The organism is Halorubrum alkaliphilum, from assembly GCF_017873815.1.
In the GTDB taxonomy this organism is placed as follows: domain Archaea; phylum Halobacteriota; class Halobacteria; order Halobacteriales; family Haloferacaceae; genus Halorubrum; species Halorubrum alkaliphilum.
Map to the genome: position 1 here is coordinate 63,737 of NZ_JAGGKQ010000005.1, position 15,923 is coordinate 79,659.

At 64.2% G+C, this 15,923-nt stretch carries 18 protein-coding genes; 4 read left to right on the forward strand and 14 right to left on the reverse strand.

What is annotated here, in order from left to right; all coding sequences use genetic code 11:
• Window positions 1-88: 88 nt before the first annotated feature.
• From J2751_RS05000 to J2751_RS05050, 11 genes are all read right to left on the reverse strand, one after another.
• A complete protein-coding gene (locus J2751_RS05000) occupies window positions 89-1,570 on the reverse strand; it encodes an acetyl-CoA hydrolase/transferase C-terminal domain-containing protein (protein WP_321168592.1) in 1,482 nt (493 codons plus the stop codon).
• 37 nt (window positions 1,571-1,607) lie between these two features.
• Window positions 1,608-2,165 (reverse strand): MaoC family dehydratase, encoded by a 558-nt coding sequence (locus J2751_RS05005; protein WP_209483778.1) that lies wholly within the window; start codon window positions 2,163-2,165, stop codon window positions 1,608-1,610.
• Window positions 2,166-2,223: 58 nt separating this feature from the next.
• Window positions 2,224-3,456: a methylaspartate ammonia-lyase gene (locus J2751_RS05010; protein WP_209483780.1), complete on the reverse strand. Its 1,233-nt coding sequence runs from the start codon at window positions 3,454-3,456 to the stop codon at window positions 2,224-2,226.
• A complete protein-coding gene (locus tag J2751_RS05015; RefSeq protein WP_209483782.1) occupies window positions 3,456-4,886 on the reverse strand; it encodes a methylaspartate mutase subunit E in 1,431 nt (476 codons plus the stop codon). The genes J2751_RS05010 and J2751_RS05015 overlap by 1 nt, the downstream gene beginning before the upstream one ends.
• Window positions 4,887-5,333, reverse strand: coding sequence for a methylaspartate mutase subunit S (glmS, locus tag J2751_RS05020; protein ID WP_209483784.1), 447 nt, complete (start codon window positions 5,331-5,333; stop codon window positions 4,887-4,889).
• Between the two features lie 234 nt (window positions 5,334-5,567).
• A complete protein-coding gene (locus J2751_RS05025; RefSeq protein ID WP_209483786.1) occupies window positions 5,568-6,599 on the reverse strand; it encodes a presenilin family intramembrane aspartyl protease PSH in 1,032 nt (343 codons plus the stop codon).
• Window positions 6,600-7,146: 547 nt separating this feature from the next.
• Window positions 7,147-7,953: a carbon-nitrogen family hydrolase gene (locus J2751_RS05030; RefSeq protein ID WP_209483788.1), complete on the reverse strand. Its 807-nt coding sequence runs from the start codon at window positions 7,951-7,953 to the stop codon at window positions 7,147-7,149.
• Window positions 7,950-8,378 (reverse strand): CoxG family protein, encoded by a 429-nt coding sequence (locus J2751_RS05035; protein WP_209483790.1) that lies wholly within the window; start codon window positions 8,376-8,378, stop codon window positions 7,950-7,952. Before J2751_RS05035 ends, J2751_RS05030 begins: the two co-directional genes overlap by 4 nt.
• A 57-nt stretch (window positions 8,379-8,435) precedes the next feature.
• On the reverse strand, window positions 8,436-8,660 hold the full coding sequence (locus tag J2751_RS05040) for a DUF7123 family protein (RefSeq protein WP_209483792.1): 225 nt from the start codon (window positions 8,658-8,660) through the stop codon (window positions 8,436-8,438).
• 72 nt (window positions 8,661-8,732) lie between these two features.
• Window positions 8,733-8,915 (reverse strand): DUF7525 family protein, encoded by a 183-nt coding sequence (locus J2751_RS05045; protein WP_209483795.1) that lies wholly within the window; start codon window positions 8,913-8,915, stop codon window positions 8,733-8,735.
• An 87-nt stretch (window positions 8,916-9,002) separates the two neighbouring features.
• Entirely contained in the window at window positions 9,003-10,034 is a 1,032-nt protein-coding gene (locus J2751_RS05050; protein WP_209483797.1) for a phosphate signaling complex PhoU family protein, read from the reverse strand.
• A gap of 168 nt (window positions 10,035-10,202) precedes the next feature.
• On the opposite strand from J2751_RS05050, the gene J2751_RS05055 reads away from it, so the two are divergent.
• A complete protein-coding gene (locus J2751_RS05055) occupies window positions 10,203-10,562 on the forward strand; it encodes a response regulator (RefSeq protein ID WP_209483798.1) in 360 nt (119 codons plus the stop codon).
• Between the two features lie 50 nt (window positions 10,563-10,612).
• Here J2751_RS05055 and J2751_RS05060 read toward each other — a convergent pair whose 3' ends face one another.
• On the reverse strand, window positions 10,613-10,996 hold the full coding sequence (locus tag J2751_RS05060) for a DUF7522 family protein (RefSeq protein WP_209483800.1): 384 nt from the start codon (window positions 10,994-10,996) through the stop codon (window positions 10,613-10,615).
• A gap of 143 nt (window positions 10,997-11,139) precedes the next feature.
• Here J2751_RS05060 and aglJ point away from each other — a divergent pair, with 143 nt between their 5' ends.
• The 3 genes from aglJ (at window position 11,140) to J2751_RS05075 (ending at window position 14,530) form a co-directional block, all read left to right on the forward strand.
• Complete coding sequence (gene aglJ, locus J2751_RS05065) at window positions 11,140-12,156, forward strand: S-layer glycoprotein N-glycosyltransferase AglJ (RefSeq protein ID WP_209483802.1); 1,017 nt, start codon at window positions 11,140-11,142, stop codon at window positions 12,154-12,156.
• Window positions 12,157-12,217: 61 nt separating this feature from the next.
• Window positions 12,218-13,333, forward strand: coding sequence for an AI-2E family transporter (locus J2751_RS05070; RefSeq protein WP_209483804.1), 1,116 nt, complete (start codon window positions 12,218-12,220; stop codon window positions 13,331-13,333).
• An 84-nt stretch (window positions 13,334-13,417) separates the two neighbouring features.
• Window positions 13,418-14,530 (forward strand): FtsZ/tubulin family protein, encoded by a 1,113-nt coding sequence (locus tag J2751_RS05075; protein ID WP_209483806.1) that lies wholly within the window; start codon window positions 13,418-13,420, stop codon window positions 14,528-14,530.
• 6 nt (window positions 14,531-14,536) lie between these two features.
• Here the strand turns inward: J2751_RS05075 and J2751_RS05080 are convergent, their stop codons facing one another.
• Both J2751_RS05080 and J2751_RS05085 read right to left on the reverse strand, forming a co-directional pair.
• On the reverse strand, window positions 14,537-14,935 hold the full coding sequence (locus J2751_RS05080) for an OsmC family protein (protein ID WP_209483808.1): 399 nt from the start codon (window positions 14,933-14,935) through the stop codon (window positions 14,537-14,539).
• A 115-nt stretch (window positions 14,936-15,050) separates the two neighbouring features.
• Window positions 15,051-15,776: a metal-dependent hydrolase gene (locus J2751_RS05085; RefSeq protein WP_209483810.1), complete on the reverse strand. Its 726-nt coding sequence runs from the start codon at window positions 15,774-15,776 to the stop codon at window positions 15,051-15,053.
• Between the last annotated feature and the right edge of the window lie 147 nt (window positions 15,777-15,923).

Below are 15,923 nucleotides of genomic sequence, written 5' to 3' on the forward strand. Positions count from 1 at the left end.
CCGAAATGCTCCATCCTGAAGCTGGCTGAACCTCAGCATACCCTTTTGAGATCTGACCGCGACGATCCGTTCGGCTGACGGGGTATCGTCACGGATCGACGCCCGTGTCCTCGGCGATCGGTGTAGCACCCGTTCGTTCGGAAACCTGATCCAGATACGACCGCAAACTCGGGCGGTACGCCGGGTCGGCGACGCTCATCACCGCGTCCGGTCGCTCCCGTAGCGATAGCCCTCGGAGATCAGCGACCCCGTGTTCAGTAACGACGATATCGACATCGTGGTCGGTGTGATCGACGTGTGCCGTCGCAGGAACGATACGTGACACGTCACCGTCAGCAGCGGTCGAAGGCAGTGCGATAATGCTCAAGCGTGCGTTACGGACGAAGTCGTTGCTGCCACCGATCCCATTGACCACACGGGTGCCACGGATGTGGGTCGCGTTGGCGTTTCCGTGGAGGTCGACTTCGACGGCACTATTCACCGCGGTGACTCCGAACCGCTCGATCGGGCCGGTAGCGTTCGAGATGTCCCCCGGCCGCAGGACGATCTCGTTGGCGTACTGCGATATGTCCGCGAACAATCGGTCCTGTCCGTCCGCCGACAGCGCCAGCGACGTGGCGCTTGCCCCCGATAGCCTGCCGGCGTCGATCAAGTCCAACAGCCCGTCTTGAATTACCTCACCGAAGTACACGAGCGGCCGGTCACCGACCTCAAGCTCTGTGAGCGCGCCCATCAGTGCGTTGCCGAGGCTTCCGACCCCGAACTGTAGCGTGACCGCTTCGGCGAACAGGGGGTTGCGACCGATCTCCGCGTCGAGAAACCGCCTAAGATTGGCCGCTATCGCTCGGTCGCTGTCGTCCGGATCGCGGAACTCGTACGGATCGTCGCGGCGATCGATCCGGACAACGGCAGCGAGGTCGTCGGAATCAAACCGGATCGCGGGAGAGCCGATCCGCTCTGTCGGGGTGGAAAGCGGAATCGGATCGCGCCCCGGCGGATCCCCGCGCGTGTACACGTCGTGGACCCTGGCAAGGTCCAGCGGCTGGGTGGCGTTCACCTCGACGATGAGCCGGTCGGCGGCTCGAACGAACGCCGGAGTGTTTCCGACCGATGTCGTGGGAACGAGCCAGTCCGGGCCCACCGCGACCGCCTCGACCACGGCCACGCGCTCGCCCCTGAGACCGGTGTGGAGCCCGTCAAACCGGAGATCATCGGCTACCCCCGCGATGTGTCTGTCATGGAACATCACCTCTCCGGTGTTGATCGCCTCGCGGACAGCGGGGCGGGTCTGAAACGGATATCGGCGGGCCATGTCGCCGCTCTCGACGAGAGCCGCGTCGATCTCGTCGCCGACACCACCGCCGGAGACGACTGTCAGCGTCCGGTCGTCACCACGCGCGATCGCCTCCGGAACCACTTTCGGGTAGCCGACACCACCAAAGCCACTGACGAACAACGTCGCCTCCGCGGGGACCTTTTCGGCGGCCGTGGCGGCGTCGACGGTAGGGAGGTCGCCGACGACGCGAGCCGAGGGGACTGGGTCCTCACGCGTGGGCGGGTCGGTGGTCACGCGCTCCACCTCCCACGCCGACGGAGCGGACTCGGAATCATTGGAGGTCCTCCGGTTGCGTACCGATTCCCTCTGGCCAGCCGGTCGGGCGGGCGGCGGTCGGCTCTGCGCTGCCCCGCTTGCGGACCATCGGTGTCCGCTCTAACGAGAGCACGAGGTCGCCCTCCTGATTGTACGCCCGCAGCTCCGTCGAGACGATCCCGACGTGGTCTCTGGACTCCGACTCCCGCTTGGCGATCACCTCCGACTCCGCGAATATCGTATCACCGTGGAAGACGGGGGCGTGGTGGGTCACGTCGTCGTACCCGAGGTTAGCGGTTGCGTTCGCGCTCACGTCGATCACGCTCATCCCGACGGCGAGCGCAATCACGTACAGTCCGTTGACGAGACGCTCCCCGAACTCCGTTTCCGAAGCGTATGCCTCGTTGAAATGCATCGGATTCGTGTTGAGCGTCAGGTTCGTGAACCAGACGTCGTCCGTTTCCGTCACCGTTCGTCCGTACGGGTGTTTGTACACGTCCCCGATCGTGAAGTCCTCGTAGTAGCGGCCTTCCCATCCGGAGACGAGCCGTCTGTCGGTTTCGTTGTTTCTCATTGTCACGTATGTGATCGGATCGTGGCGGTTCGTTTCGGCTCGCCCAGCGTCGGCCCCGTCATTGGTCCGACCGTTGGTGGCGCGCGAGCGTCCGGTACATTTCGTTCGTGACGATGGAGTATCCTTCGTCGAACCCCATGCCGGGTTTCGCGAGGATCTGAGCTGCGTCGGTAGCGAGTGCGACGTGGGCGCTCGCCCGAGCGGACGCCGCAGTCTCGTTACACGTCCCACCGAGATACGCCCGGACCGGCGTCCCCTGACAGTACCGAACCGCGCGACCGCTTTCGAGGAGGCTCCCAGCATCCGGCGTTTTTATTTGGACGACATCGGCGGCAACAGCGTCGACGAACGCGAGTACGTCCTCGCGGTCGTCACACCACTCGTCAGCGACGAGGTCGACGTCCACACCTGCATCGGCGAGCCCATCTCTAAGCGCTCCCATCGCCACGATCTGTCCCTCGCAGTCGTCGGCCATCACCGGCTCCTCAAGCTGTAGTGGATACGGTGCCGCCGCGCGTTCCAACTCGTCTACGTAGTCAACAACCGAAGCGCGGTCGTACGGCGGACCGAACAGCTCATCGATCATCCCGTAGATATCAATGTGAAACCTGGGTTGATACTCCGTCGTGCCGAGTTCATCCGCACGCTCGGACAGCCACGAGAGGTACTCGATGAGTCGCTCACCGTCCGAACCAACCTTTTCAACGTTGTTGAACAGCCCGTGTGGGAGCACGTCGACACGCTTGAGAAGCATTTTCTCGGCCCCACGTCGACGATCGTCACCGGACTGACCGAACACCGGCACGGGCTCTGTTGCCGGTTCGGTTCCGAGCGTTTCCGCGAGAACGCGTGTGCGTGTCTCCTGACGAGCCTTCGAAGCCGCATCGAGCAGCGCGGCGGAAACGCCGTACTCAACGGCAGAGTGAATCCCGTCGAGCGCGCGGAGCGCAGCGTCGTTGTCGGCAAAGGCCGATGGGTCTCGACCAACGAGCGCGTCCGCGACCCGTCCCTCGACAGTTTCGACGTGATCGGACGCTCGGAACACCGGATCGCGGTCTCCTGCGGCGGCGTACTGGACCGCTGCGCAGTCGCCCCGACAAACTCGACCGTCGCTCGTTTCGAGTTCGACGATCAGTGCCTCTCCGGGTTCTCGGACCCGATCGAACCCGGGAGTGACCGGCTCGGCATCGTACGCGAACCCGTCCGGCTCCGCGCCCGCGGTGATCGCCGCCTGATCGTCCGCGAAGAACGCCGAAATCGCAGGCGTCGCGGTGAGACGGACGATCTCCATCAGTTTTCCTCCGGGCGACCCACGAGTCGCCCGTTGCTTATGGCCGAGACATCGTCGGCGACCATCCTGAACGACGGATCGCGGCCCTCCGCGACCGCCCGCTCCTCCAGCCTAGCTTGATGCGTCTCCACGACATCGTCCGGAATCGCCAGCTCGCCGGATTTCAACAGACGGACGCGACCGTCGTCATCTCGCGCCGGGAGAACATCGCCTGCGGCCGCTTCACTCGGTGGAAACGGCACGTCGAGGAGTCCGCGATCGAACGCGCGAACGGTACCGCGAGCGATATCTCCGTTCCCGGCGTCTTGAACTGCGCCTATCAGCGACCTGACCGAGCGCTCGATTAGCTCTTGCTCGCGGTCGACGCCGTCGAGCACAATGTCCTGATCTTCAAGCATTCGTAGCAGCTGATCTGTTTCTCGCAACCCGGCAGCGTTCGCTTCCGCGGTCGGAACACCACGCGCCTCCTGCGGCGACTTCGTGATGATCTTGTCTGGCTCGGCCATCGCCGCCGTAACGCTACCGAGACCGATCACGCCGTGTGCCCGGGCCTCATCGCGCGGGAACCCACCCATCCACTGGTGGAACACGGTCGTCACGGTCACCTCTCTCGGCAAGAACTCCCTACCGAGCGCTTCCATCGCCCGGATCGCAGCCACATCCTGAACGAGGTTCCCGACTTGGCCGTACCCCAGCGTGATGCTTCGGACCCCCTGCGTGGCCGCGAGCAGCCCCTCGATGAGACAGATGGCGATCGAGATCGAGGGGGGAACGAGCGTCCCCGTCAGTGGTCCGAATGGCTCGCGGTTGATCCGTATTCCCTGCTCGGTGTACGCACCAGCGAGCCGGTCGACGTACTGCCAGTACTCGATTGTCTCGGCGAGATCGTACTTGCTGGTGTACGGAAGGTTGTACGTGATCGGGCCCCCCTCGAAGCTCTGGAACCCCCCAGCGAGCGTTACCGCGGCTAGTAGCCGAGCGTCCGGCGTTCCGTGTCGGACCTGTACGGGTGCGTCAGTAGCTTCGATGAGCCGCTGGCAGCGCTCAACTCCGTGGTTCACCGCCGGGAACCCGTTCAGTTCGTCGGTACCGGTCTCTCGTGACCGATTCAGTCCCTCACGAGCCTCCTCGTACGCGTTATCACGAGTGTACGAGTCGATCGTCGTCGGCAACAGGTCGGCGTTCCCGTCACGGACGAGAGTGTCGAGGAGTTCTATCTGGTCGTCGAGTAGAGGAACCCCTGCCCGCGGCTGGGTCAGCACATCCTCGGCTCCCTCCAATACGCGAGCAAACTGCTTTTCTGCGGGTAACGACTCGTGGAAATCGACCGCGTCCCGGAACTCCGCGGGGTCGCCGCCGGGGTACCTGTCCCACACCTTCTGATCGATCCGTCTCAGTTCCGCTTCGCTGAGCGTAACGTCTCTCACCATCTACGACGAAACTCGCGTAACCGGTTGGCTGACCTGCTCGTCCGTTCCAAACTCTGTTCGAAGGACCTCGACGACGGCGTCGATGTCGGTCTCAGATTCGAACACGCGGTCGAATCCCATCTCGCGGAACCGACGGCGTACCGTTTCGAACTCCGTCTGCCCGACTGCGAGGTTCCCGCCGATGTATGTGACGGGGTCAGCGGAAACCTCGGCCAGCGTCTCGTGAAGTCCCTCACAATCCTGCTCGGCATGGCCGTACAGCGAGGAAACGAGTACGGCGTTCGCGTCCACCTCGTCGGCCGCAGCGGCGAACTCTTCGGCAGGCGTCTGGGCTCCAAGGTTGCGTACCTCGAACCCGGCCTCCCTAAGCGCGTGTTCAAGCAGCGTGACGCCGATGACGTGTGCGTCAGATCCGATCGTGCCGACCACGATGGTTGGTCCTGACATGACGTTATGTACCCATCAGAGCTGGTAGTTTCATACATTTGTCGAATGTCGTATCGTTGATAGTCGAAATACTAGCGAGCCGTCGTGCTAGTGGGATCTCGTATTTCTCATGCGGTTCAGGCATCAACAACAGTAGCGCCGAGCGAAAAGATAACGAAAGTTAAGTATGATTATGAAGGTTTAAAAGGCGAATTCAGTGGCGGGTCGACCGACCACCGCTTCCGTACCAGGCGATCACAACACGACGCCGAGACCGACCGCGTCGATGAGCGACACGCCCGCAAGCAACGATCCGATCAGGTAGCCGCCGATCGCGCCGCCGTTTAAAAGGGGGAGCCCGGCATGCGCCCGACCCTTCATCACCCAGCGCATCAGTACGAGCAGCCCGGCGATCGTCCCGATCATCGCGAGCACCGCCGGGAGGTTGACCTCGAAGAAGGGGATCGAAAGGGGGTCGGCCGGCGAGAACCGCGCCGCGCTGGCGACGAGCACTGCCGGGATCACGGCGTCGCCGAGCCCGATGAAGAAGGCGTCGCGGCTGCCGTCGGTTTCCTCGTCCGCATCCCCCCCTTCCACTGCGTCCTCGGTCGCATTGCCGTCAGCGTCCGCGTGGTCGTCTCCGCCACTGCTCCGTTCCGCTCCATCGCCGGCAGCGTCGTCCTCGTGAACGTCGTTCGCACCGGAGAAGTCGTCGTCGAGTAGCGAGTACGATAGCGAGAGCGGGATCACCAACACCACGGGGATGTTCAGATCCATCACGCCCTCCGCCAGCGACAGCATGTGTTCGGTTCCATACACCGAGATCGCGTCGTAGACGGCCAAGAAACTCAGGAGCACGAGCGCGGGGAGGAGCCCGAACGAGATGCCGAACAACCCGGCCGCGCCCGCTCCCATCAACACCCCGGCGGTGTCGATGACGTACCACTCCGGATGGACGAGCAGGCCGATGCCGACGGCGAGTGCTGGGATCGCGGCGAGAAGCGGGGAGACGAACGCCGCGAAGACGTACCACGAGAGCCACGCGGACACGCCGATGATCAGCAGACGGATCGCCCAGTCGAACTCGTATCGGAACGCCGCGAGCATGAACCCGGTCATGACGACGATCGCGACGATGTAGATCAGGCTGTTCGTCGGGTCCTGCGGGTTCTCGACCGGCTGGTAGCCGCTCGCCTCGAACGAGGGTACCAACGCCAACGCCCCCAGTTGGACGACGACGAACAGCACGACGACGAAGGCGACGCCGCGATACTCGCGGGAAGACATTCGACCGTCGGTTCACGGGGCGGGGGTTTCGTCCTTGCGTTTCGTGTCTCTCAGTGGTTAGCGGATGCTTCTCTGGACTTCGAAGAGACGGTCCGGGTGTGGTGTGGGAGCGGGTGGGCCCGGACCGGAATGCCGACGGACGACGGACGGTGGAAGCGAGTGGGAGTCGACCATGCCCGAAACGGGTGGTCGATAGACGTACGCCCGCGGCGTTTACGGACAAGTCGAAAGGGAATAAGAACCCATCGGCCGAATTATCCGAACTGATACGTGGGCGTCGGCGGACGCGCTCGCAGCTCATGATCGGGACCGAAACGGACGAGGAGAGAGGCGGGTTGGCGGGCGGCGCGAGCCGAACAGCGGACCCCCAGGCTGTATACGGCACGCCGCCCGAGTGGGCGGGACGGGCGTGGGTCGTTGTCGCCGAACTCCGACGAGAAAAGCGTCGGACTCCGGCAAGTGACAGTACGGCCTCACCGAACATAAAACCACGAGAATTCGGGTCCGGTCCTCGACCGTGGCGAGCTTGGACGTCGGCTTCGGGGACTCAGCGACGGTCCCGAAGCGCCGGGAACTCCTCGCGAACCGCGGCGACGTCGGCGGGGTCGATCTCGGCGGTCACCGTCGCTGGGTTCGCACCGGCGGACGCGAGCGTCGTTCCCCACGGATCGTAGACGGCACTCCGACCACAGAGAGACTCGTCGCCGAACGTTCCCGTTCCGTTGACCGTGGCGACGTACGCGAGGTTCTCGATCGCACGAGCCCGACCCAGCGTTCGCCAGTGTTCCACCCGCGGATACGGCCACGCGCTCGGCACCAGCACGCACTCGACGTCCTCCTCGACCATCTCCCGGTATAGCTCCGGGAACCGGAGGTCGTAACACGTCGTGACGCCGACCCGAATACCCTCGATCTCGACGACCGGGAGCCAGTCACCCGGAACCATCCGGTCCGTCTCCTCGGAGCCGTAGCCGAACAGGTGATGTTTCCGGTAGACGAGCCGTCGGTCGCCGTCCGCGTCGAACAACACCGCGGTGTTCGCCAGCCCGTCGCTCTCGGGCGTCTCGATCCCGTCCGCCGCGGAGGCCGCGAGATCTTCCACGGCCGTCCCGGCGAGCACGGCGACGCCGAGATTCTCGGCGATCTCGGCGAAGCGTCCGAGGCGCTCGCCGGCGACGCTCTCGGCCGCCCGTTGATACGCGTCGAACGCAAAGTATCCAACGTCGAATAGCTCCGGTAGCACGACGAGATCGGCTCCGGCGGCAGCCGCCTCCCGAACCCGGTCGAGCGCACGAGCGACGTTGTCCTCGACGGCTCCGGCCTCGACGTCGAGTTGGATACAGGCGAGTCTCATACGCCGGGAGCGAGCGAGCGTCGAAGCGCGTTCTCCAAGTTGTCGAGCTCGGCGTCGAAGTTCCGCTTGAAGAAGGACTCGACGCCCGGTAGCTTCCCGTCGACGACGAACTCGTTCGCGAGCTCACAGCCGGTCGATGTCTCCGTAATGACGTGTTCACCCGTCACCCGGAACGCCTTGGATCTCCCGATAAATTTCACTCGGTTCGGCGGGTCGCGCTCGACCTCCTCGGTTTCGACCGAGATCGTCGAGCGGATCATCGGGATCGGAAGCGAAACGTGCCACGTCGCGTTCCTGTCGTCGTGTACGTCGAACGTGTCGACCACGCTGATGGCCCCGGCGCGCTGCTCCGCGTCCGAGATGAACGCCCACACGTCGGCGGCGGGCGCGTCGAACTCGAACGTCCGGGAGACTCGGACGGTCATACGCTGTTATGGAGCCGGGGAGAATTAAAAGGACTGGAGTCGGCGTTCGTCCCGCGATCAACCCTGCGTGACCCGCCACGTCGTCGAGCGGGCACGACCCCACTTCTCGATCTCGACGTCATCGGCCTTCTCCGCGAGACGGGGGAGCCGAGTTCCGACCTCTTTGGCGGTGAGACCGATCGCGTCCGCGATGGTTCGTGAGCGGACGTACCGCTCGCCACGGGTGACGCTATCGGTGAGGTACGCGAGGATCCGCCGTTCTTCCTCGGTGTACTCGGTCATCGCTTTCAGCTAGGCGTCTGACGTTCTTAACGGTTTCTCGTCTCGACGGTCGCGGGTTCCCATCGGACGACGTCAATCAAAGACCTGAACGGTGACGATCGCGAGCAGCGCGAAGACGAACGCCGCCGCGAACCCCCAAGCTCGACCGATCTGCGTCGGATAGCCGAACAACACGATCGCGCCGATCACCGCGACCGCCCCGAACGCGAGCGTCATGCCGATTCCCTTGTCCGACCCGATGGAAGCCTCGCTCATGTCCGTCGGTTCGCGGGTGGCCACTTAATTCATACGAACCGGGGGTCGTCTGGACGGCCGATCGGGTGCTCTCGACGTGATTCGCGATCAGATGATCTCGACGTGATCCGACGCCTCGTTGAGGGCAAGGTTCGCGGCGATCTCCGCGTTTCGCATCGCGTACTCCGCGGTGTGTTGGAGGCTGACGAGGACCTCTCGGGTCATCAACAGCGTCTCGTTGTCGAGGTCGTCGGGCAGCTCGTCGAGTATCTCCTGTTCGCGGTCCTCCAGTCGTCCGAAGAGGTTTCGACACTCCACCGTGAGGTCGTAGTCGCGTTCGACGACGGCACGGACCGCGAGCGCCGTCAGATCGTCGACCTGATCGGTGAACTCTCGGATCTGTCGCATCGTCGCGCTGTCGACGTTGAGCGTGTGACCGTCGGCCTCCATCACGATGTCGGCGATGTCCTCCGCGTTGTCGGCGGTGAGTTCGAGGTTCTTCGCGACCGACCGATAACCGATCAGCGGGAAGCCCTCCTCCAACCCCACCGCCCGTGCGAGGTTCGGGTTCTGGTAGGCCGTGAAGATCAGCCGCAGGAGGAGCACGAATATCTTGTTCGCCTGCCGCTCGCGATTGAGCGCGCGCTGTGCGAGGTCCGGATTCCCGTGGGCGAGCGCCTTCACTGCCTCCCCGCGCATCGTCGACCCCGTGTTTTCCAGACGTTCGAGGAGGTTGTCGAGCGTGAAGTCCTCCGGATCGACCGAACACCGGATCGAGATGTCCGAGGGCGTCTCCTCGATCACGCCGAGTCCCATCAGCTGGGTCTCCGCTTTATAAACCGCGTTGATGTGTTCGCTGTCGAGGGTTCCCTCGCTCCGGACGTGTATCACGCGCCGACCGAGCACGTACTGGGCGACGATGGCCCGTTCCAAGGAGCGCGCGTCGAGGCCGTCGGCGTTGATCACGGCCTCCGACTCCTCGGTGCTCACCGACTCGGGAAGCACCGTCAGCGTCCCCTTCCCACCCATCCGTAACGATACCTCGTCACCCTTGTTCACGCCGTGCTCCTTCGCCCACTCCGCGGGAAGGGTCATCGCCAACGTCGATGGACCCAGCCGCTGGACTTTCCGCGTTTCCATGCGAGAGAATACCGCGGGATATACCTTAACCTTGTTCCTATGTTCATTATACGCGCGCAGTGAAATACAAGGAATTTCATCGCTTCGACCACCGTCGATCGGTTCCCCAGTCCGCCTCGTCGTGGACGGATCCGGGCGCTTATTATCTCCAGATACTGATATCTGTCCATGACTGAGCGAGTCCTCGTCGTCGACGACTCCTCGTTCCAGCGGACGGTCGTTCGAGACGCGCTGGAGGGGCCGTTCGACGTCATCGGCGAGGCGGAAAACGGTGCGGAGGCGGTCGAGCTGTTCGAGGCGTACGAGCCGGACGCGGTGTCGATGGACGTCGTCATGCCCGAGATGACCGGAATCGAGGCGACCGCCACGATCAAGGATCGATGGCCAGACGCCGTGATCGTGATGTGTACGAGCGTCGATCAGGAGGAGAAGATGATGGAGGCGGTGAAAGCCGGTGCCGACGGCTACGTAACGAAGCCGGTCGACGCCGACGAGCTGGTGCCGGAGTTCCAGCGTCACTTCGAGTGAGTGGTCGACGGCCGTCAGCGGTCGTCATCGTACCGGTAAGTCGACACGGGCTACTCCATCGGCTCGAACGATCTCAGGATCGTCGCGAGCGCGCTTGCGAGTTCCTCGAATCGGTCCATCTCCATCGAATCGGCCGTCACCCAGACACCGTGTCCGTTCGCGATCACCCGAGTGAGGTATCCGTTCTCGAATATCCGGACGGTAAACAGGTAGTCGCCGAGCTCGCTGTTGGCGTACAGCGACTGCGCATGAAACCCGTTTCGTTCGTTCTCGGCGAACCCGAGCAGATCCGCCGTTTGATCCAGATCGCTCCTGAGGTAGACTTGGTCGATGTCCCGTTCGGTGAAGTACGTCAGGCTCCGTAGTTCGTCCCCGATCACCGTTCGCGACGCGCTGAGCAGTTCGTCCGTGTGTGTCTCCACTGAATGCGACATGCTACCATATATACCACGATCATATATGAGCGTATGGGTCGATGGGGGCTGATGGCGTGGTGAACGTGGTCGCACACGTCTTGACTGCCGCGTCACTGAACGGAATGGCAGGGTTTACGGACGCGCCCCGTATCGCTCCGTCAATGAGCGAGTACGACGACGTCCGCGTCCTCCTACCGACCTACGACGAGGTCGAAACCGTCGAGACCGTCGTCTCGTCGTTCCGTGACGTCGGTCTTCGTGACGTCCTCGTGATCGACGGCGGATCGACGGACGGGACCCGTGAGGCCGCCCGCGATGCGGGGGCTCGCGTCGTTCGACAGTCGGGCGAGGGCAAAGGACAGGCGATCCGGGAGGCGGTTCGTGATCACGTCGATACTCCCTACGTCCTCATGGCCGACGCCGACGCGACCTACGACGCGGCCGACGCCGCCGCGATGCTCGAACCGATCAGATCTGGCGACGCCGAGCACGTCATCGGGAACCGGTTCGCTGATATGCGGCCGGGCGCGATGACTCGACTGAATCGGGTCGGGAACCGACTCATCAACCGGTCGTTTCGCCTGATACACGGCGAGGACTACGGCGACATCCTCTCCGGATACCGGGCGTTCACGCGCGAGTCGTTCCGCCGACTCCACCTCTCGGCCGACGGGTTCGGCATCGAAACGGAGATGGCGGTCGAGTGCGCGAAGAACCGCGTCGACGTCGCGGTCGTGCCGATCACGTACCGACCGCGTCCGGGAGGCTCATCGACCAACCTCCACCCGATCCGCGACGGCGGCGTGATATTCCTCGAGTTGTACCGGAAGGCGAAGACGAACAACCCCCTGTTCTACTTCGGGAGCGTGGGTGCGACGGTGACGGCGGCCGGAGCGGTGATGGCCGCATACGTCCTGTATCGGTGGCTCGTCCACGGGGTCGGCCACGAGATAATCGCCGTCGGTGCCGCGGGAGCGACGATTCTCGGGATCCAACTGCTCGTCTTCGGCTTTCTCGCTGACATGATCCTCTCGCTCCATCGCGAGCAACTCGTCCGTCACGATCGCGCCATCGACGCCGCCGGCGATGATGGCCCGGTCAACGCCGCCGGCGAGGACGACGCGGTCGACGCCGCTGGCGAGGACGACGCGGTCGACGAGGGCGAAGACGGGAGATGAAACACGGATCCGGGGTCCGGAGCCCCACATGGTTTATGCCGGGCCCGGGAGACCGGCACGCATGGACGAGAAGCGCTTCGTCGTTGCCCTCTTCGGCCTCTCGATCGCGGTCATCGTCGGATACATCGCCTATCGATTCATCGCCGCGCTCACGGTTGCGGTGTTCCTCTATTACTCGACTCGGCGGTTCTACCACGATCTCGAACGCCTACGACTTCCCGCTAGGGTCCGCGCGGTGGCCTCGCTGTCGTTGATCGGACTCCCGCTTATACTACTCCTGAGTTCGACGGTCGTGTTACTCGTAGTGGAGGCGAGGCGGTTCCTCGAACAGTATCCGGTTACGGAGACGATTGACACGGACGAGCCGTGGTTGGAGGGGTTGGTCGGACTCTCCGATCTCACGGTCGACGGCATTATCGAGGCGTACCGGTCCGGCGAGTTCGACCCGCTGATCCAGTTTCTCGCCGAACACGCTTCGTTGTTGACCAACACCGTCACCGGGTTCCTGTTGAACCTCCTGATCACGATCATCGTCACGTATTACCTGCTTCTCGACGGATCGAAGTTCCACGACTGGGTTCTCGCGTTCGACGACGACGCGGTGGTGCGGGAGTATCTGGAGGCGGCGGACGCCGAGTTGGAGGCAGTCCTCTACGGGAACCTGCTCAACGTCATCGCGATATCGATCATCGCGGTGGCGACGTTCACCGGATACAACCTCCTCGTACCAGCGGCCGCGGAGGTCCCGTATCCGGCGCTTGCCGGTGCGATCACGGGAGTTGCGAGCCTCATTCCCGTCATCGGCATGAAGATCGTGTACGTCCCGGTCGCGGCAGCCACCGCGACGCCGATGATCATGGCCAACGAACTCGATCTCCTCGTCTACGTCGCCGGCTTCCTCGCGGTCTCCATCGTCGTCGTCGACACCATCCCGGACATCGTGTTGCGGCCGTACTTCAGCGGGAAGACGACGCACGTCGGCCTCCTCATGCTCGCGTACATCTTCGGCCCCGTCGTCTTCGGGTTTCACGGACTCTTCCTCGCGCCGATCGTGTTGGTGGTGGCGCTCACCTTCGCTGACACGGCGCTTCCACCCCTGCTCGGTGCGGACCGGGACGACGCCGAGTCGGCGGAGTCGAGCGTGCCGCGCGGCCAGCGTCGGCTCGACGAGTTCTAGCGGCCACCGATCCGGGCCGCTGCCGTCTTCCCGGAACCCCCCGGCCGAAGGAGATAACTCCCCGGTCGCCGACGGGATGGACGTATGCGCGTGCACGTCATCGGTCTCGGAGGTGCCGGGGGCCGGATCGTCGACCGACTCGCCGCCGACCACGACGACGACCGATTCCTCCACGGGATCTCCGTCTTCGATACCGACATGGCGTCGCTCGACGCCCTCCGGTCGCTCGACGAGGAGCGGCGGTATCGGTTCGGCGACGCTGCCGGCGGCGACGGGCTCGATGGCGACCTTCGAGCCGGACGGGAGTTAGGAGAGGCTCACGCGAACGAGCTCGGTCGCGCCATGGATGACCAGAACCCGTCGATCGCCGAGGCGTTCGTGCTCGTCGTCGGCCTCGGTGGAGCCGCCGGCGCAGGTGTCGCCCCGGCACTCGCGGCCGAACTTGGCCGCCTCTACGACGCCCCCGTCTACGCGGTCGGCGTGCTCCCGACACCGGCGGAAAGCGCCTCGACGTCGAACGACGAACCGCCGCGACGCCCGCTCGCCGAAAAGAACGCGGCACGGGCTCTTTCGGCCCTCTCAGACGCTGTCGACGCCGTGCTCCCCTTCGACAACGCGGCGTGGCTCCGGAGCGACGAGACGATAGTGGACGCTCACGAGCGAGTGAACGGCGTCGTCGTCGAGCGGCTGACCGCACTGTTCGGAGCCGGAGAGGGCGATGAGGACGCGGTCACGCCACAACAGGTGCTCGACGCGAGCGACGTCGCTCGTGCGGTCGGTAACGAAGGGGCGGTCGCAGCGCTCGGCTACGCGACACAGCCGGTTGAGCCGCCGGAACGGGAGTCACGGTTCGGACTTGGGTTGTTCGGATCGTCGGATCCGCCGGAGGTGGACACGAGTGCCGCGGTGTCGGCGGTCGAGACGGTCATCCGGAAGGCGACGCGCGGAAAGGGGACCATCGAAGTACCGAACGGACGGGCAGACCGGACGCTCCTCGTCGTCGGGGGTCCGCCCGCGTGGCTGAACCGCGAGGCGATCGCCGACGGTAGACGCTGGATCGCCGAGGAGACCGGCTCCGGCGCGATCCTGAGCGGCGACGCCCCAGTCCCCGACAGCGAGGCGGTCTTCGCGGTGGTCGTCCGGTCCGGAATCGACGAGCCGGAACGGATCCGTGACATCCGCGAGTCGATCGAATAGTCTCCGTTAGAACGCGCCGGGATACACGTTCACGTTGGCCTGAAGCTCGTCTTTTAGTGCCGCGTGGACGTGGCAGATCCCTTCCGCGCGCTCGACGATCTCGTCGACCTGCTCGTCGTCGAGCTCGGCCTCGACGTGGAGGTCAAACGCGATCGCGGAGAGGTCGTCCTCGTCGTCGAGCTCGGCGCTCGCGTCGATCTGAAGCTTGCCGAGCTCCTCCTCGCCACGCTGGCTGCCGCCGACGCGGAACGCGGGGATGAAACAGGAGGCGTACGTCGCGACGAGCGCAGCGTTCGGGTTCGGGCCGGTCTCGTCGGTCGCGTCGATCTGGAGGTCGAAGTCGCCGACCTGACTGGTACACGCGTAGCCCGCCTCTGAAACGGTGGTGGTTTCGATGTCGGACATGACGTATCTACGGACGGTTCCCGACGGCCTAAAGGTTGCTATACCCTGACGTATCGAGAGTATAAAAATCCGAAACGGGTCGATCGAGCCTACGACGTGGGTCCGGGTCCGGGATTCAGGGGTCGAGAACGTACGTCTCGTCGCCTTCGAGCACGACCGGCTCGGCGTTCGCCCCCGCGGCTTTCACTTCGTTAACGAACTCCCGTGTTTCGATCTCGATCGGCGGGAACGTGTCGTAGTGCATCGGGAACACGACGTCGGCACCGACCCAGTCGGCGGCGATGCCGGCACCGGCCGGTCCCATCGTGAAGTGGTCGCCGGCGGGGAGCGCGGCGGCGTCCGGTTCGAGGTACGGCGCGATCACGTCCACCATTTCGGACATCAGCCCGGTGTCTCCCGCGTGATAGAAGGTCGTACAGTCGGGATCGGCCTCCTGTGTCGGTTTCTTGTCGCCGATCACGAACCCGGCGGGCATTCCGGCGGAGGTGCCGTAGCCCGTGTCGATCCCGTTCGAGTGGTCCGCGCGGACCATCGTCACCCACGCGTCGCCACACTCGACGGTGCCACCGATGTTCATCCCCATGCCGCCGACGGCGGAGTCGTGGCCGAAGGTGTCCTGGACGTAGCTCGTCAGCTCCGGCGTGGCGACCACGGTCGCTCCCTCGTAGCGATCGGCGTCGCTGATGTGGTCGGTATGACCGTGTGTCAGGAGGAGGTAGTCGGGGTCGAGCTCCTCGGGGTCGACATCCGTCTTCGGGTTGTCGAAGTGCGGGTCGATCAGCAGTTCGGTATCATCGACGACGACGTGCCACGTCGAGTGGCCGTGCCAGGTGAGTTCCATGGTACGGCCGATACGTCTCGACGGACGATAATAAAAGTCGACACCGCGGATCGCGGGTTCCGATTCCGACCGTGGACGCGTTCGACCCGGGGGACTGCTCCCGCTTTTCGCCGATCGATCAGTTTCGTGCGTCCCCTCGCAATACCT

Bases quoted from the DNA above. Each gene is read 5' to 3' on its own strand.
- J2751_RS05015 (WP_209483782.1), bottom strand. From the start codon at position 4,886: ATGGTGAGAGACGTTACGCTCAGCGAAGCGGAACTGAGACGGATCGAT.
- J2751_RS05070 (WP_209483804.1), top strand. From the start codon at position 12,218: ATGGACGAGAAGCGCTTCGTCGTTGCCCTCTTCGGCCTCTCGATCGCG.
- J2751_RS05055 (WP_209483798.1), top strand. From the start codon at position 10,203: ATGACTGAGCGAGTCCTCGTCGTCGACGACTCCTCGTTCCAGCGGACG.
- J2751_RS05040 (WP_209483792.1), bottom strand. From the start codon at position 8,660: ATGACCGAGTACACCGAGGAAGAACGGCGGATCCTCGCGTACCTCACC.
- J2751_RS05035 (WP_209483790.1), bottom strand. From the start codon at position 8,378: ATGACCGTCCGAGTCTCCCGGACGTTCGAGTTCGACGCGCCCGCCGCC.
- J2751_RS05085 (WP_209483810.1), bottom strand. From the start codon at position 15,776: ATGGAACTCACCTGGCACGGCCACTCGACGTGGCACGTCGTCGTCGAT.
- J2751_RS05005 (WP_209483778.1), bottom strand. From the start codon at position 2,165: ATGAGAAACAACGAAACCGACAGACGGCTCGTCTCCGGATGGGAAGGC.
- J2751_RS05045 (WP_209483795.1), bottom strand. From the start codon at position 8,915: ATGAGCGAGGCTTCCATCGGGTCGGACAAGGGAATCGGCATGACGCTC.
- aglJ (WP_209483802.1), top strand. From the start codon at position 11,140: ATGAGCGAGTACGACGACGTCCGCGTCCTCCTACCGACCTACGACGAG.
- J2751_RS05050 (WP_209483797.1), bottom strand. From the start codon at position 10,034: ATGGAAACGCGGAAAGTCCAGCGGCTGGGTCCATCGACGTTGGCGATG.
- J2751_RS05075 (WP_209483806.1), top strand. From the start codon at position 13,418: ATGCGCGTGCACGTCATCGGTCTCGGAGGTGCCGGGGGCCGGATCGTC.
- J2751_RS05010 (WP_209483780.1), bottom strand. From the start codon at position 3,456: ATGGAGATCGTCCGTCTCACCGCGACGCCTGCGATTTCGGCGTTCTTC.
- J2751_RS05030 (WP_209483788.1), bottom strand. From the start codon at position 7,953: ATGAGACTCGCCTGTATCCAACTCGACGTCGAGGCCGGAGCCGTCGAG.
- J2751_RS05025 (WP_209483786.1), bottom strand. From the start codon at position 6,599: ATGTCTTCCCGCGAGTATCGCGGCGTCGCCTTCGTCGTCGTGCTGTTC.
- J2751_RS05080 (WP_209483808.1), bottom strand. From the start codon at position 14,935: ATGTCCGACATCGAAACCACCACCGTTTCAGAGGCGGGCTACGCGTGT.
- glmS (WP_209483784.1), bottom strand. From the start codon at position 5,333: ATGTCAGGACCAACCATCGTGGTCGGCACGATCGGATCTGACGCACAC.
- J2751_RS05060 (WP_209483800.1), bottom strand. From the start codon at position 10,996: ATGTCGCATTCAGTGGAGACACACACGGACGAACTGCTCAGCGCGTCG.